A 16,536-nucleotide genomic window follows, 5' to 3' on the forward strand; every position below is an offset into this window, starting at 1 on the left:
ATCAAGATCGAAAATTAGGTATCGCGTGGATTTAAGAGAATTTTTCATAGAAGATCGTCTGGAAAAATTTAGGACGGAAGCACCTTGTAATCTGGGAGAAAGTGGGATCCGGAATTTGGACCTGGGTGTGCTCTCGGAATATCTGGATTTGGATCTAAAAGAATTGGGGAAACTCTCCCTAGCCGATTCACCCAATTCAGGTAGAAAGGATCTCCGGGAAGAAATTTCAAAATTATATCATCATGTTTCTCCGGATCAGGTTTTGGTAACTACCGGAACCGGAGAAGCGCTATTCATCGCATTTCATTTACTTTTACAAAAAGGGGACACTACTTCCTTATTTTGGCCAGCCTTTCAGGCATTGTATGAAGTCCCAAGATCACTCGGTGCCAATCTCCAAAAAGTGGATCTTCTGCCAAGATTAGAAAATGAGAAATTAGGATTTGGACAAGAGAACCTTATCAAACTCTTTCAAAATTCTCCTAAGCTAATCGTATTCAATCACCCTCATAATCCGACCGGGATCATAGCGGAAGAAGATGATAAAAAAGAACTCCAGAGACTCACCGCAAATTTTCCGAATTGGATCTTATTCGATGAACATTACAGATTTCTTTCGGAAGAAGAAGACCTGGGTTGGAGCGGTTTTGGAATTTGCGAAAATTCAATCTCTACCGGCTCGATCACAAAATGTTTTGGTGTGATGGGACTAAGGATCGGTTGGCTCATCGGTCCAAAAGATTGGATACAAAAAGCAAGATCCATGAAGGATTATTTGACCCATACCGTTTCTCCCATTTCCGAATTTCTGACCTTGAAACTTTTGCAGAATCGTAAAGTGCTACAAAGTAAGATTAGAGAAACATTGCGGGCCAATGTGCGAACTTTCGCCCATGCAGTCGAAGGCAAACTCCCAGGCGTCGAAAGTTTCAAAGAACCCAGAGGCGGAGTTGTCGGTTTTGCAAAATTGCAACCAGGCTTAGATTCCAGAAAATTTGCGGACCTTCTCTATGAAAAGGCGGGAGTATTCGTTTTACCTTCCGCTGATTTTGAAACGGAAGGTTATATCCGACTGGGATTCGGGGAAACGGAAGAAAGATTTCGTCTAGGCCTTGCACGTTGGAGTAATTTAGGATCCGAACTGATCGCTCTTTTGAATAAGTAGGCGATCTGTCTGTCCCGGGTAAAAGTTTCGGACTCCAGAGTAAAATAGGATTTTCCTAAGAATATATGAGGACTTTCTAATATACTTTCGAACTGAGAATTTTCTCTGGCAGGTTTCCAGCTCCATTCCAAACCTCGGATCCCTATTTTTAGAAATTCTCCTTGGATTTTCCAATAAGTCTCGCCTGTTCTAAAAGGCAAACCCTGTCTAACTCTAGGATCTTCTTCTTTTAAAAGTTCCGGAGAGATCCAAACTCCTAACGGAAATAGTAAGGGTCTTTCCGGATCGGTTTCTTCTTCTTTTGTGTGTCCATAGACCCAGACTTCCGTTCTATAAACTCTGTTTGGACTTGGATAAGTGTCCTCGTATAAATTTCCCAATTGGTGAGAAAGAACTCTCATGGATTGGATCCGGACCTTCCATTTTCCGGGTTCGCCTACAGGAAGAACGGATTCAGGCAAACAATCTTGGAACAGATCGGAACCAACGGAGGTCTCCCAAATTACGAATGGAGAAAGTGTAAGAGTGCTTGTTTGGGGAAACCAAACTTCCCAGAAATAGGGCTTGTTTCGGAGGTGAAAGTTTTCTTTTTTGCGGACCTTCTTCTTTGGTTCTTCTTGGAATAAATTTTCTCCCGGATGAAACGCTCTAAAAGATGGTTCGGATTCCTGGATCTTAGATTTCCAAGGAAGAAAAAAGAGCAAGGACCAAAGAGATACCCTATGTTTTCGGACTCTATGGAATTTTCTTTTTGCGTTCGGAAATACCTCTTCTGTTTCGGTTTCCGTGAAGGAGAAGGGCGGTAGGTTTTCGGACCAGTCCTCGGTCGTTGCAGATTCCCTTCCGTTTACATTGCGAAAAAACCAGGATTGAGATTCTCTGGTAACGTAAGGATCGAGTCTTTTTTGGAGTCTGATCCATCCCGCTTCCCATTTGATGGAAAAGTGGAAAAACAAGGACCGGAACCAGGAGAAAATTTTTTCTTTTAAACTTCTTAGTCCGATCATTCTTGGAGATAGGTTAGTAGATAGAGTTGGGAAAGGCAAGCCTAACTTCCCCTAAAAAAAAGGAAAGAAATATGGGAAGAACGTCCTTAGAACATGAAGAGTTTTTAAAATCCATAGATGCGTTCCATCTAAGGGTGCTCGCGGAAATTGATTATCCCCAATCCCTTTTTAGAGAAGGTAAGATCAAGGATACGATCTGTATATTCGGGTCCGCTCGGATCTTAAGCCCCGAAGAATGTAGAGAAAAAGAAACTGAAAATCTCTCCGAATCGGAAAAGAAATTATTTCAAAAACAAAAAGAGATGTCGGTTTATTACGAGGATGCCAGAAAAACGGCAAGCCTCATCACCGAATGGGGAAAAGAAATTTCGAAAGATACCAGAAGAATGGCAGTCTGCACAGGTGGTGGGCCGGGGATCATGGAAGCGGCGAACCGTGGAGCCAAAGAAGCGGGAGGCCCAAGCCTTGGATTGAATATCAGACTTCCTTTCGAACAATTCGTAAACCCGTATGTGGATCCGGAAGTAAGTGTGGAATTTCATTATTTTTTCATGAGAAAACTTTGGTTCCTACGATTATCCATGGGAGTGGTGGCCTTTCCGGGAGGATTCGGAACTGTGGATGAATTATTCGAGACCTTAACTCTCATCCAAACCGGTCGGAATAATCGGAAAATCCCTGTGATCTTTTACGGGACCGAATATTGGAAAGGATTACTCCATTTGGAAAGTATGTTAGAATACGGACTCGTAGATGCCGAAGACTTGGACCTAATCACCTACTGTGATACTCCTGAAGATGTCCTAGAAACATTAAAGAGAAAGGTCCCATTGGATCTGGATTAGATCCAAAATGGGAGAAATTCGAGGATTTTTCTCGAATCTTTTTGGATTCCTTGACAGACCCGGCTTAGAGAAAATTATGGTCGCGTATGGCCAGAAAATGTGTTGTGACAGGGAAAGGAACGATATCCGGAAACAATGTTTCCCACTCTCACCTTAAAACCCGTAGAACCTGGAAAATCAACCTGATCAAAAAACGTATCTTCTTAGAAGATGAGAATCGTTGGGTAACCGTTCGTATCTCCACTCGCGCTTTAAGAACCCTGAAAAAGAAAGGGATCAAGGCTGCGATCAAAGATAACGGCGAATCACTAAAAGCACTTGCCCCCAAAAAGTACGTCGGAATCCAGAAAAAGGCAGTCTAGTCCTTCTTTTTCTCCGACCCCTGAATATGTATCCCGAATTTACTTCCTACTCAGGAAGGAATTCGGGGACGTAAATTCTCCTCTCCAATATTCCAAAGACTACGAATTTGCGATCTCTGTAATCCTTTCCGCTCAATGTACTGACGAAAGGGTAAACCAGGTAAGCCCTCTTCTTTTTGCCGAGTTTCCCACTCTGGAATCTCTTGCTTCTGCTCCTTTAAAGAAGATAGAAAAGCTTATTTATTCTACCGGTTTTTATAAGAATAAGGCAAAGTCGGTTTCCGGTTTTGCGAACCTTCTTCTCAAAGAATACGACGGCAAATTGCCGAAGAGTATCAAGGAATTGACCAAACTTCCAGGCATAGGAAGAAAAACTGCAAACGTCGTATTAAACGAGATCCATCATATTTCGGAAGGATTCGTAGTAGACACTCATGTAAAAAGGGTTTCTAAAAAGTTAGGTCTTACCAAACAAACCGATCCGGTAAAAGTGGAGAAGGACCTAATACAAAATGTACAACCTGAATACTGGATGGATCTGTCCTTGTATTTTATATTTTTAGGAAGAAAATACTGTAAGGCGCATAGGACATTCTGCGAGACATGTATTCTTAGAAAAGAATGTCCTTCTTCCACTTCACCCAAAGATTAGAGAGGCCAAAATGAGCGTAGAAGTCTTTTTAGATGAAAAACTCCAAGGGATGGAATTAAGCACACAACATATAGTCATGTCTAGGGACTTAAACCAACACGGTTTCCTTTTCGGAGGTCAGATGCTTGCCTGGATCGACGAGGGTTGTGCGATGTTCGTCATCGAAAAAATCGGATATTCAAATCTTGTTACGGTAACGATGGATAACGTGATCTTTAAAAGTCCCGGTTTGCTTGGTGAGATCATTCAAATTTTTTCTAAAATAGAAAAAGTAGGAAAAAGTTCCATTACCATTCGAAGTGCCGCCATTGCCAAAAACCAAATGAAAAAAGAGATAAGAGAAATTATAGATTGTAGGGTAACCTACGTCTGTTTGGACGATTCCGGAAAACCGTTCCCTTATTTCAGTCAATTCGATCCGGAAGAATTTTTGAACAAATAAAATGGCTTTCCAATTCCCTGTCTCTCCGGAAAAAGCAAACCTTCTTCTTTCCAGAATGAAAAAGCTGGGCATCCAAGAATCCGATTTGGAAGAAACTTTTGTAAGAAGCGGCGGCAAGGGTGGACAAAACGTAAACAAGGTTTCGACTGCTGTCCGATTAGTGTATAAAAAAACAGGTCTCGAAATTAAATGTTCCATTCATCGCACCCAAGGATTAAACAGATATAAGGCGAGAATCCTTCTCTGCGAAAAATTGGAGGCAGAACTTTTAGAAGCTTCCAAAATAGAAGATCCAAAACTTGCAAAGATCAGAAAGGCCAAAGCCGATAAGGCGAGAAAAGCCAAAAGAAAGGCTGCTTCCAAAACTTTGGCAGGTCTAAAAAGAAAAACCTCTCCAAAAATAGATTGGGGCGAAGAATAGTCCAAGATGCCGGAAGTAGTCAATCATACTCTGATAGTAGAAAAACTCAAAAACCTTACGGGTTCTCCAGGTTGTTATCTCTGGAAAAATTCGGAAGGAGAGGTGATCTATGTAGGCAAGGCCAAAAATCTAGATAAAAGGATCCGTAACTATTTAAAGGAAAAACAGACGGATCTAAAAACCAGATATCTTCAGAGAGAAATTTTCGATCTGGATTGGTTTGCCACCTCGACCGAAAAAGAAGCTTTAATTTTAGAAGCTACACTGATCAAAAAACATAATCCACGTTACAACGTTCGTTTAAAGGACGATAAAAAATATCCGTATATCTGTGTTTCTCTTTCCGAACCGTATCCAATGGTGTTTATCACTCGCAAAATAAAGGATAATGGGGATAGATATTTCGGACCTTATACGGACGTAAGGACCACTCGAGAAATTTTAGACGTGATCCTTCGTATTTTCCCGATCCGAAAAGTCAGACAAAAACTCCCACTTCCTAAACCGAAACGCCCTTGTTTGAATTTCCAAATGGGACGATGCCTAGGGCCCTGCCAAGGAACGGTTCCGGAAGAAGAATATGCAGTTATTGTAAATCAGATCATTCAATTTTTAGAAGGTAAAAAGGAGATCTTAGCAAGCGAGCTCACGAAACGTATGGACGAATATTCCGGAAAACTGGAATTCGAGATCGCAGCCAGATACAGAGACATGCTTGGAAGACTCCAGACTTTCCGGCAAAAACAAACCGTGGTGAGTATGGACGGCGGGGACGAGGATGTGATTGCGTTCGCTCGTAAAGAGGACGAAGGCCAGGTCGTTCTTATGGAAGTTCGGGGCGGACTTCTGGATAATAAAAAATCTTTTCCTCTGCAAGGTGTGCAGAATTCCACGGAAGAGGAAATATTATCCTCCTTCTTCCGGGATTATTATATGGGTGCAGGATTGATCCCTGCCAGTATCGTAGTTCCTTTCGGTTTAAAAGAAGAAGGGGAAACGGTGTTGGACTTCTTACAGGAAAAAACGGGATTTAGACCTAAATTAAGATTTCCTAAAGCAGGAGAGAAAAAATCCCTTTTAAAGATCGCGGAAAAAAATGCGGAACTCGGGCTTACGGAAAGACTTCTCGCAACTCATTATAAGGACCAAACCGTCGCTTTAAAAGAAATACAGGAAATGTTCCAATTGAAGGAACCTCCTCATATTATAGAATGTTATGATATTTCCCATTTCCAGGGATCTTTTCCTGTGGCAAGCGGTGTGATGTTTGTGGAAGGAAAACCTTTCAAACAAGGATATAGAAAGTATAATATTCGAGGATATGAAGGGATTAACGATCCTGGAATGATGCACGAGGTGATTTCCCGAAGACTGCAAAGGATCATTAACGAAGACGGGGTAATGCCCGATCTGATCGTGATTGATGGAGGGCCTACACAGCTCGGGAAAGCCTGCGAGGCTGCTGTGGAAGCAGGTGCAGCGAATCTACCTATGGTAGGGCTTGCCAAAAAAAGAGAAGAGATATATTTCCCGGGAGAAAATTCTCCTTATAGTTTCGACATGAATTCAACTGGGATGAGATTATTACGCCATCTTAGGGACGAGGCTCATAGATTCGGGGTGGAGCATCATCGTTCCCGTAGAAATCGAGAAGCATTGACCGGTCTCATCCGAGAAGTCCCGGACATTGGTTTAAAAAGAAGTAAACTACTTCTACAATCATTTTCCGGGCAGAAAAAGATAGAAGACGCAAATATCGCTGAACTCATGAAAGTCCCTGGTATAGGGGAGGCGCTCGCAGAAAAAATTTATAATTATTTCCAATCTTCTGCTATCCGAAGCTCCGACACCGGTGCTGACGGAACCATAATTCCGGAAAATTCTCCAACTAATTCCTAAAAATCGCGAGTGATTCGTTTTTCTCCAGACAAGTAGCTCTGGAGGAAAAAATGCGAACAACAATTTACAGTTTCGGCTTAGCCATCCTTTTCATTTCGGTGTCCTGTACGCAGGACTCCGGTTCCGAACACCTTTGGGAAGACGCAGAAAAATCTATCCAATTCCAATACGATCCATTCTTTAAGAAAAACCCGAAATCGATTTCAGATCTGGTCCAAAAAAATGGTAATACTTGTTTTGTCTCGGGAGAAGATCCAAATTTTCAAATTCAGCTCTGCATTTCTAAAGAAGGAATTTCCGAATTTTTGCAAATTTTTTCTGCTTGGAAAGACAGTGCATTGGTCTCCGAGTTCGGTTCCGTTCTTTCGGACGGATCAGAATATAGGATCGGAACCTATCCATTTTCCGAAATCAAGAAGAAGGTAGAAGGTTCCAAATTTGCCCTGATTGGGGACAGACAACTTAAATCCTTGATCGCTCGAGAAGTCGTTTGGGATAGGGCTCGATTCAATCTCAAAAATCATTTTAAAACTTTCAGTATATTCTTTCTTTCTAATGGAACCTCCTTCTTGGTGGTTTCTCCATCGGAAGGATCTGAAATTTACTTAGGAATTTCTTTCAATGCAACCGACTTACAAAAAGAGATCCAAAATCTGATCCGAGCCAAAAACCAAATCGGATCGGAAAACTGTTTAACTTCTCTACCGATCATTACGGAAATTTTCGGAGAAACGAATTCGAGTATTGGCAGATGGATTGAGATCTATAATCCGAATACTTTTCCGATCTGTGAAGAAGGTTTGGAATTAAGTTTATTCGAAAACAAGGTTTCCCTTCCTATAACGACCGGTTTTATTTCACCTTATGAGACTAGGATCTATGCGGAGGATTCTGCTTCTTTAGAAAGGATATCTCTTAGCGGACTGAAATGGGGGGATCTGAAGAAGTCTGGAAAAATTTACCTTGCCCGAGTGGATCAATCCTTTGAGTTCCATCTTCCTGGAGCGGGATATTTATTCGGAGAAACATACTATTCTTGGAAGGGGACTTCTTTCTCTCACTGTGAAACAACTTCTAAATTCTGTATGGATCCGGGAGAGAATGGTACCTCTACCTCTGCGAGTGATTTTGCCTGCGATCCAAACGATTTCGAAATCGAAGAGCTCAACCCGAACGGATTATTGTATAAAGGAATTTTTCAGGATGATTGGAAGTATTTAGATCTGATCTATAAAGGAAGGAAAATTTGTGATCCTTCTTCTTTAAGAATGCGTTGGGGAAAAAATATTTTCCCGATCAAAAGTTCGAATCGAATTGCAGAAGGTGAGATTCTTAGCGTTGGGAACCTTCCTTTTCTTCTAGGAAATCCTTTATATTCTTTTTCCAATATTAAATCAGTCGCCGTTATCGATATTGTTTCTCTATCGAATTCTAACGGAAAAGAGAAGGTTCTCTGGGACGGGATCTTTAGGACTTCCAAAGGAATTCCGACGAAAATCATACTCGAAAAAACAAATGGGGAAACCGTAAGTATTTGTTTTCGGAATGGAAAGCCGTTTTTGCATCCATATACGGCAGCCGATCCAGATACGAATCTAACTTCTTATTCCGGTATAGAAATTTTTTCCGAAAACCCTAGGACTTCTATCGGGCGAACATTTTGTTCCAAAACAGAGATCCCAAACAAGGTATATTTTTCAGAAGTGTCGTGGATGGGTTCTTACCAAGGGATCGAACCTATCTCAAAAGATCGATTTATAGAGTTTGCATCCGTTACGGAAAATTCTCCCGATTCCGCGTATTTAGAGATCATCCAAGGCAACGGAAGTATAGTCTCTATCCTTCTACCGTTAGAAAAAGAAGGTTTGACCTTACTTTCCTCCGGGAAAGCGATTTGTTTTCCACAAACCGAGTTTTGGCAGGATACAAGTTTTAGTTTACCTTCTTCCGGATCAAATCTTCTCAGAGTGTTTGATCCGTATACCGGAGAATTTTGGGACGAGTTTTCTTATAGTTCTTCCGGTCCGGGGATCAACGATACAAGGAATAAAATTCGAAAATCTGCATATTCTAAATTAGTATCGGACGTTCGAGTTTGGTCGGTAAGTTCCTATGCGGGGCGCCCCGTCAGAGACCCGAATTGCGCTTTGACGGATGCTCATCCGGGAATTCTGGAATAAGAAGTTCGTTTATGAAAAAATTGGTCTTCTTATTTCTTTTTTTATACGCACAAATCGTATCTTCCCAAGAAGTTCGGGATCCCTCTTTGGAGCTTTATTTCCAATGGGTCTTATTTCGAACCCAAGGACGGATCTCTGAAGAAAAGGAAAATTCTCGTATCGCTGCTTTGGCGTCTCCAGCAGTCCTTGGTTTTAAATTCGAGAAGTATAACGAAAAATTCATTACAAATTTAGAATGGACAATGATAACCACTTCGACCTCGGGAGTGGTGTTTTTACCGGGAAAAAACTCTTATTTTGGGATCCTTTATAAGGGATTTTTATGGGGAGCGGGAAGAAAATCCGACTCGGAAGAATTTCCAGCATGGTCTTCTTGGAAAGACGGGGTGGAAGGTCTGTTTGCGGAGACCGAATCGGATCGGATCAAGATCAGGTTCGATGCTTTGGATCTATACAGAGGATTTCCTTTATTCGAAAATCAATGGTTGAAACTACAAGGAAGAGAGTCATTTCTTCCGAAACAAGCAAGAGATGATCTGATTTCCGAAAAAGATCCTGCGTTTTCTTCCCAGGCAAGGTATAGAGCCGGAATCAGCTTAACCGGAAACATCGAAGATCGTTTTGTATATCGATGTAGGGTGCGTTATCTTTCTTTGGGAGACTGGGGAAGGTTCGGTTCCGATACGAAAGAATCCAAGGCCGAAAGTATAGAAGGGGACAAAGACTATTTAGTTGAATGGAGGCTCGGATTTGGATTTCTCTGGAAGTTCCTTTATATTTCCGGGGATCTTTTCCTTTCCAGAGGATTGGACAAAACCGGTTATCATCCTTCTCGAACGGAACGATCCATCCCGATCAGTGGAGAAGCCCTTCGGATCGATTTAGGTTTTTATAATACTTACGGGAAAATTTCCATTTTTGGATTTGTACCGGATCGAGAAAAAAGATCCTCTCAGGGCGAAATTTTGGAAACGGGTTTTATAGGAATGGGGGCTTCTCCCGTTTCGAATCCGATCTTACAGCAGGTCTGGGGATTTTACCCTTCTGCTTGGATTACGGACCGAGGATTAGAAAGAGAAGAAACCGATTTTCCTGGCAAACGGCCTGCAAATCTATTCGGTTGGAAAGCGGAAGGTACGTTTTTCGGAATTTCTCCAGGGATCCATTTTACTTATATCGGATTTTTAAAAGAGGAGAATTCTTCCTCCGGTCTTTGGTCAATTTCCGGAAACATGAAAAACAAATTTATAAGAGAAGCGGGTGTAAGTATCGCATGGTCACCTTTGGAAGATGGATCCGCCAAGATCGAATTGGATCTAGGAGGATTTGAGTCGGACCAAACAACCGGACTGAAACAATGGTATATGCTCTTTCGAATCGGAGGAGTTTGGAAATGAAGAAGTTCCTTTTACTCTTATTTACGGTCCTTTATTTCGTTCGTTGCGAAAGAACGGATGAAGAGGTTTCTATTTTCTGGGAAGAGGAATTCTATCCTAAGGTCTTCTTTTCCTATCCCGGCAGATTTGTTCCGGTCGGCAAAAAGAGAAATGTAAAAGAAGAGATCTTACGTATTATCCGAGAAGCGAAAGATTCAATCTACATGCATATCTATTCTTTCGATGAACCCGAGATAGAATCGGAACTCGTCCAAGCAAACCACAGAGGGGTCCGTCTGGAGCTCATGGGAGAATGGGGAAAAGTATATCCGGATTCAATTCTTCCTTTTTTGAAATATTGGAAAGGAACCGGATTGCAGCATACTAAGGTTTTAATTGCAGATCAGTCCTTAGTGTTTATCGGAACAGGTAATTTTACCTATTATGGTTTGGAACAGGATCATAACGCATATTTGGAATTCAAATTGGATTCCAGAGACTGGGAGAAATTTTATTCTTTTCTCAAAGAAGAATATCCATTTCCTGTTTTGAGAATTGCCGGATTAGAATTTTGGAATTCTCCTTTAGAAGGAGACCTCATCCAGAATCGACTTTTGGATTCCGTTTTGTCTTCTCGGCATTCTATCCGGTATCTGATTTTCGATCATTATGATCCGATTTTAAGTTCGGGACTTACTCGAATAAATCATGGATCTATTAGCGGAATCTATAATCGTCCAGTGGATCCGGAAGGAAATATTCTATCGAGCCTTCCTGAGATCGAAATATTGGAAGATGGGAATGAAGATATTTTAGACGATCCTACAATCGGTAAAGGAGGACTCCTACATCATAAAACTATGATCATTGATAATCTGGAAGTTTTGACAGGATCTTATAATTATTCTTTAAATGCCAGGGATTCCAATCGGGAGATATTACTCCGAATAAAAGATGCGCGTATTGCAAACGAATTTATAAAAGAATGGGAGAATATACGGAGTAAATCCAAACGAATCGAAGCCTCGGCAGTCGATTTGTTATCGAACACTTTTACTTTTGATCCGGAGAATGATCAGATTTGTAGATTGGAAAGACGACAGGAGGATACTTTCTTAGAGATCGGGTTTGCCTGGTTTCGGTGGAATCATTTCTACAAATGGAAAGAAGAAGTTTGTAAACCTATGGGAGATTATGAATCCATTAGTTCCCGTTATTTTGGAGGCAAAAACGAGTTTCCTGGCTCGCAGGCAGAAGACCTTGGAATTCGGCATTTTTCCCGAAAGGGAAAGATCGGATTTTCTATCCAAAGATCGGATTTGATGTCCGAGTTCCGTACTGCTATCTTAAAACCTTCTCATTTTTTAAGACCATTCCAATTTTTAGCGGCGGAAGGAGCCTGGGTTTTTCCGGAAAACTCGGAACTAACGGACCTTCTTCATTTTGAAAATTCTCCGAAACAAGTTTGGCTCTTAGAAAGGGGAAAACTCCCTAAGAAATTGGGGATCTCGGTAGAAGATCGTGTTTTTTATCTTTCGGAAAGTATAAGTTCAAATTCGGGTGTGGTTCTAGTCGAATATGAGAACTTTGGTTTGTATTTTTGTTATAAATCTATTAATTATTCTTTGAACTGGCCGGAGCAGATCTTATTTGCAGCTTATAATTTCCATGAGGGTTCCGTCCTTCTGGAAAAATACTCTAAATCCAATTTGGAATATTTTGCCGAACCCGGGCTTTCGAACCAAAGAAAGGAAAATTTATGCGTTATCTCTCTTTGATAAAAGGATCTCTCCCTTGACGAAAAGTCCAAGTAAGATCCAGAACAGGATGACTACTTCGTCATCCTGGAAATAACATTGGAATAATCCCGAGACAAAAAATCCGATCAGTCCATAAAAGAATATTATAACCTGAAAGTCTTGCCTGGATTGAAATAGATACCCGAGTAGAATGGCACCCAATCCCAGGTAGATCAATACAGCCGGGAGCCCAAATACGGATGCTAAATGAAAATAATCGTTATGGGCATGTCCTCTTTGGGTGACTTCGTAAAAGTAAGCGAGTTCCGGATATTTTTCGGAATGAGCAATTCGTACTTTTTCGATCTCCTTATTATAATTTCCAGGACCGACCCCGATGATCGGGTGTTCTTGGATCAACGGAAAACTTGAATCCCAGATAAAAGTCCTACCAGAGTCCGTATGTTTTTCTTTTCCGAAGAGTGGGCCTATTATCTTTTTACCGGCTGGACTGAATGCCAACACGAGCACGATCAAAAACAAAAGTCCTAAAAAAAACGAGGCACCTTTGATTAAAAAGGATTTCGAAAATTCTTTTCGGATAAAGAATAAATGAATTCCTGCAAAGAAGATAGTCACTCCGGCTCCGATCATACTGGACCTGGCCTGGTTCAATAAGAATACGAGGCAGTATAAAAAGAGTAACAGTCCCGCGATGAGTATCTTCTTTTTATCTCCTTGGATAAGTGTTCGTAAAAAACCGAATACCGCAAACGCGGAGAAAAATTGGAGCAAACCTCCGAAGGTCAAATGTGTGTTCATCAAACCTATGGAAATATACAGAGGGATAGAAGAAATAGACCCTAACGGATGAGTGAATCTATAACTTGTGGAAGTTTTGTATAGATCTGTGATGAGCCTGGAAAGTCGGACTGGGGTAAAACCTCCCACCACTCCAGTGAAAACCAGGAGTAAAAATAGCCAAAAGAGTGCACGATATACTTTGGGTAGATCCTCTTTTGTAGTAAATCCTACGGAGAGTAATCCGAAAAATAAAAAGAAGTCTTTAAGTTCTCCGTTCCAAGCAGACTTTGTGTATTCCGGTCCGGAATTACCAAAAACAAGGTGGATCAGAAATACGATCCCATACCAAAAAAAAAGGGAAATGGAAATTTTGGAAACAGGATGATTCGGTAGGATCTCCTTCCAATTCCCAACTTTGAGTTGATCCGCTAGTCCGAAAAAAAAGGAAAGAACTAAAAACCCCTGGCTGAGGCTGACTGAAATTCCGATCGAAGGAAGGGTAGCGAGTAAACAGAATAGATGTGCCTTTTTCAAAAACTCTTTCATCCGGTTTCTGGAAAGAATCTCACCGATCTATTCTTTGTAAATTCGATTATTTTTCACATAGATTTCTGGAATGGAGTAGCAAAATCCATATTATAAACGAGATTGGTTCCGCATTAGGAACCTAGATGAAGATTCTTTATTTTTCGGACACCTTTTTACCCAAAATTGACGGGGTCGCTATTTCGATGAAAAATTTTGCGGAAGCCCTCGCCGAAAGGGGACATGAATTTTTGATTTGTTGTCCACGTTATGGAGAAGGTGATTTCGACAGGATGGGGGATCGTATCCGATTGGAAAGATTCAGAAGCGGATATCTACCGAGTTACCCTGATATCAAGGTAGTTTTACCATCTCCTTCCAAAATTAAAAGGGCAATCAAGGAATTCCAACCGGATCTGGTGCATATTCACACTCCCGGGCTTATGGGAGTTTATGGGATCAATGCTACCGAAAAATACGGGATCCCAAGCATAGGGACTTATCATACATTGATGTCCGAACAGGATATGTATCTTTCTTTTTATCGCCTTCTCAAGCTGGACAAACTTTTCATGAGGATCGGAAAGTTAAATAAGAAGATCAAAATAAAGGACTTGGTGAAGTTCGAAAAATTCGACAAGTTCAACATACGCAAAAAAATCATTTTGAAAATTACGAATAATTTATACGATCGTTGCGATTTGATCATTTCTCCTTCTCATCTGATCAAAAAACAATTAGAGGAGTTCGGATTAAAGAAGCCAGTCGCTGTAATTTCAAACGGTCTGGACCTTTCTCAATTTAAGGGAAGTCCTAAAACTCTTACGGAAAGTCCTAAACTTCTACACGTCGGTAGGATTTCCTACGAGAAAAATTGCGATGTGATCATTAATTCTTTCAAATTGATCTTAGAAAAGATCCCGACCGCAACTCTTACGATCATCGGGGATGGGCCCGCTTTACCTTCTCTAAAGGTCCAGGCCCAAAAGCTTGGGATCGACCATGCGATTACTTTTACCGGATTTATAGATAGGGCCGAACTTCCTAAACATTATCCGAAATACGATTTGTTCTTAACGGCTTCTACTATGGAAACCCAAGGACTTGTGATCCTAGAATCCGTGGCCTGCGGTCTTCCGGCGGTTGGTGTGGATTCATTTGCGATCCCGGAATTAGTCCATGATGGAGTAAACGGATTTATCGCAAAACCGTTCGACGTAAAGGATATCGCCGAGAAAACCATTCGTATTTTGCACGATCCCGAGATGTATGCTTCTTTCTCTAAGGAATCCCTTAAAATTTCCCAAAGTCATGAAATGAAGGCTTGCGTGGATAGAATGGAAGAAGTTTATAAATCGGTCGCAGAACAAAAAAATAAGAAGAAAAAGAGATCTTTACTGAATACGATCTTCTCTTTGGATCCTTTCGGGATCATGGGCTGATTCAGAAAAGTGTATTGATATTCTTAATGACGTTGATCCGTTTGATTACGTCTTCCGGAGTAATTCTTTCCATACAGGCAAAATCTTTTCGGTAACATGTCGTATTTCCGTAAATACTACATGGCCTGCAAGGTAGATCTTCTATCTGCAGCACCCCGGTATCTTCCTGACCGAAAGGTGCAAATCCGGAAAGCGGGTGAGTGGTCCCGAATAATGCGATCACGGGGCGTTTGAGAAGCGCTGCGATATGTATATTGGAAGAATCCATTCCGATGATCACATCCATTCTTTCCATAATGCCCAATTCGCCTCGTATTCCCAGTTTACCTCCGGAAACGATCGTCATGGACTGGTCTCCGTTTCTCCATTCTTCCATTTGAACGGCTTCTTGGGAGGAACCGAATAAGAAAATCCGAATATTAGGAAATTCTTCTTTTAGCAGTTTGAGTAGTTCTAGGCTTTTTTCCAACGGCCATTCTTTCAATTTATGGCCTGCAAAAGGTGCGTATCCCACCCAAAGACCTTCTTTTTTGTCTATCTTTCTCGCAAGGAGGAAGTCCTTGGCGTAAATTTTGGATTCAGGGTCCACATTGATCCAAGGACCTTTTCGCACGACCGCAGGAAATCCCGCTTTTTCAAAAACTTTTAGGTATCTGTCCACCGTATGGGGAAGTTTACGCAAAACCTTACGGGTCCTGCGAATTTGGCGCATTTTCTCCCTTCTCCCCTTAATGATCCTAAAAACGGAAACTCCTCTGACCCAAAAGAAAAAACTGATAAAACGGGATCTAACGCTAGAATGTAAGTCCACGATCTTTTCGTACGGACCTAACTTATTCAATTCTTTGAATAAACGATATAAGCCCGAAAGACCTTTGTATTTTTTAAGATTGATCCCGATCACATGAACGTTCGGGATATTATAGAAGAAGGGAGCGTAATTCCCTCTGGTTACTACGGTAAGTTGTATATTCGTATACTTGGCGGCCACGGCGATCAATGCCGGAGCCATCAAGGCGACATCTCCCATCGCTGAGAATCTTAGCACCAAAAGATTCATGCTTGTTTTGTATATAAGGATGGGTTCAGATTTTTGTCGTTATACATTTTCATCTGTCTATACACCTTATAGAATTTATCTCCTTTGGCAAGATCGTCCAACAATTCATCCAAACATTTGGAAAGATCGGCCCTCTGTTCCAGCAAAACATTCAATTTGTTTTGGCAGGTTTGGATATGTTCGGGGCTTACATCCTTTCTTTCCGTTTGTTCTTTCATGTGATAAATTTTAAGTTCCAGGATACTCATCCTATCGATCAACCAAGCCGGGGTTTCCGAGTTCATTCTGGCGTTCGGCTTTTTCTCCACGGACTTGAACATAGCGGAGATCTGATCGTCAATCTGCTCAACTAGGTCGGTTCTTTCCTGGTTCAGAGCGTCGATTCTTCTTTTGAACTGTACGAGGTCTTTATCAGGAAGATCCGGTCTTCTGATCTCGTCCTCCACATGCCATTGAATGGTATCTATCTGGTTTTTTTGGTAAAAAAGGAATTCTAGGGAGGATGGAGGGAAAGGATTAGCAGAATGAGATTCCTCTTTATGCCAATCCGAGACGGAATTTTTGAATATCTCAACCACTTTGGCCGATTCTAACTTCATCGGAGCTAGAATTTACGC

At 41.3% G+C, this 16,536-nt stretch carries 15 protein-coding genes; 11 read left to right on the plus strand and 4 right to left on the minus strand.

Features of this window, described 5'->3' with window-relative positions; all coding sequences use genetic code 11:
* Positions 1–25 precede the first annotated feature (25 nt).
* Positions 26–1,165, plus strand: a complete 1,140-nt coding sequence (locus AB3N61_RS08270; RefSeq protein ID WP_367899014.1) for an aminotransferase class I/II-fold pyridoxal phosphate-dependent enzyme — start codon at positions 26–28, stop codon at positions 1,163–1,165.
* Here the strand turns inward: AB3N61_RS08270 and AB3N61_RS08275 are convergent.
* Complete coding sequence (locus AB3N61_RS08275) at positions 1,063–2,172, minus strand: hypothetical protein (RefSeq protein WP_367899015.1); 1,110 nt, start codon at positions 2,170–2,172, stop codon at positions 1,063–1,065. The genes AB3N61_RS08270 and AB3N61_RS08275 overlap by 103 nt on opposite strands.
* 71 nt (positions 2,173–2,243) lie before the next feature.
* On the opposite strand from AB3N61_RS08275, the gene AB3N61_RS08280 reads away from it, so the two are divergent.
* The 9 genes from AB3N61_RS08280 (at position 2,244) to AB3N61_RS08320 (ending at position 12,127) form a co-directional block, all read left to right on the plus strand.
* On the plus strand, positions 2,244–3,017 hold the full coding sequence (locus AB3N61_RS08280) for a TIGR00730 family Rossman fold protein (protein ID WP_367899016.1): 774 nt from the start codon (positions 2,244–2,246) through the stop codon (positions 3,015–3,017).
* Between the two features lie 86 nt (positions 3,018–3,103).
* Positions 3,104–3,379, plus strand: coding sequence for a 50S ribosomal protein L28 (gene rpmB / locus AB3N61_RS08285; protein ID WP_020768365.1), 276 nt, complete (start codon positions 3,104–3,106; stop codon positions 3,377–3,379).
* The gene (locus AB3N61_RS08290) at positions 3,336–4,031 is read left to right on the plus strand and encodes an endonuclease III domain-containing protein (RefSeq protein WP_367899017.1); all 696 of its coding nucleotides are present in this window, start codon (positions 3,336–3,338) and stop codon (positions 4,029–4,031) included. Before rpmB ends, AB3N61_RS08290 begins: the two co-directional genes overlap by 44 nt.
* Positions 4,032–4,041: 10 nt before the next feature.
* Entirely contained in the window at positions 4,042–4,473 is a 432-nt protein-coding gene (locus AB3N61_RS08295; RefSeq protein WP_020768424.1) for an acyl-CoA thioesterase, read from the plus strand.
* 1 nt (position 4,474) lies between these two features.
* A complete protein-coding gene (locus AB3N61_RS08300; protein WP_020768127.1) occupies positions 4,475–4,894 on the plus strand; it encodes a peptide chain release factor family protein in 420 nt (139 codons plus the stop codon).
* Between the two features lie 6 nt (positions 4,895–4,900).
* Positions 4,901–6,793 carry an excinuclease ABC subunit UvrC gene (uvrC, locus tag AB3N61_RS08305; RefSeq protein WP_367899018.1) on the plus strand — a complete coding sequence of 631 codons (1,893 nt, stop codon included), beginning with the start codon at positions 4,901–4,903 and terminating at the stop codon, positions 6,791–6,793.
* A gap of 50 nt (positions 6,794–6,843) precedes the next feature.
* Positions 6,844–8,973 (plus strand): LIC11755 family lipoprotein, encoded by a 2,130-nt coding sequence (locus AB3N61_RS08310; RefSeq protein WP_367899019.1) that lies wholly within the window; start codon positions 6,844–6,846, stop codon positions 8,971–8,973.
* An 11-nt stretch (positions 8,974–8,984) separates the two neighbouring features.
* The gene (locus AB3N61_RS08315; RefSeq protein ID WP_367899020.1) at positions 8,985–10,370 is read left to right on the plus strand and encodes an LA_2168 family protein; all 1,386 of its coding nucleotides are present in this window, start codon (positions 8,985–8,987) and stop codon (positions 10,368–10,370) included.
* On the plus strand, positions 10,367–12,127 hold the full coding sequence (locus AB3N61_RS08320; protein ID WP_367899021.1) for a phospholipase D-like domain-containing protein: 1,761 nt from the start codon (positions 10,367–10,369) through the stop codon (positions 12,125–12,127). Before AB3N61_RS08315 ends, AB3N61_RS08320 begins: the two co-directional genes overlap by 4 nt.
* Here AB3N61_RS08320 and AB3N61_RS08325 read toward each other — a convergent pair.
* Complete coding sequence (locus AB3N61_RS08325) at positions 12,107–13,438, minus strand: O-antigen ligase family protein (protein WP_367899022.1); 1,332 nt, start codon at positions 13,436–13,438, stop codon at positions 12,107–12,109. The two genes, AB3N61_RS08320 and AB3N61_RS08325, sit on opposite strands and share 21 nt — an antisense overlap.
* Positions 13,439–13,563: 125 nt before the next feature.
* Here AB3N61_RS08325 and AB3N61_RS08330 point away from each other — a divergent pair, with 125 nt between their 5' ends.
* On the plus strand, positions 13,564–14,859 hold the full coding sequence (locus tag AB3N61_RS08330) for a glycosyltransferase (protein WP_020768452.1): 1,296 nt from the start codon (positions 13,564–13,566) through the stop codon (positions 14,857–14,859).
* Between the two features lies 1 nt (position 14,860).
* On the opposite strand, the gene AB3N61_RS08335 is transcribed toward AB3N61_RS08330, so the two are convergent.
* Together AB3N61_RS08335 and AB3N61_RS08340 are read right to left on the minus strand one after the other, a co-directional pair.
* The gene (locus tag AB3N61_RS08335) at positions 14,861–15,919 is read right to left on the minus strand and encodes a glycosyltransferase family 9 protein (protein WP_085988898.1); all 1,059 of its coding nucleotides are present in this window, start codon (positions 15,917–15,919) and stop codon (positions 14,861–14,863) included.
* Positions 15,916–16,518 carry a DUF4254 domain-containing protein gene (locus AB3N61_RS08340; RefSeq protein ID WP_367899023.1) on the minus strand — a complete coding sequence of 201 codons (603 nt, stop codon included), beginning with the start codon at positions 16,516–16,518 and terminating at the stop codon, positions 15,916–15,918. Before AB3N61_RS08340 ends, AB3N61_RS08335 begins: the two co-directional genes overlap by 4 nt.
* Positions 16,519–16,536: the final 18 nt, after the last annotated feature.

The organism is Leptospira sp. WS58.C1, from assembly GCF_040833995.1.
Lineage (GTDB): Bacteria > Spirochaetota > Leptospiria > Leptospirales > Leptospiraceae > Leptospira_B > Leptospira_B cinconiae.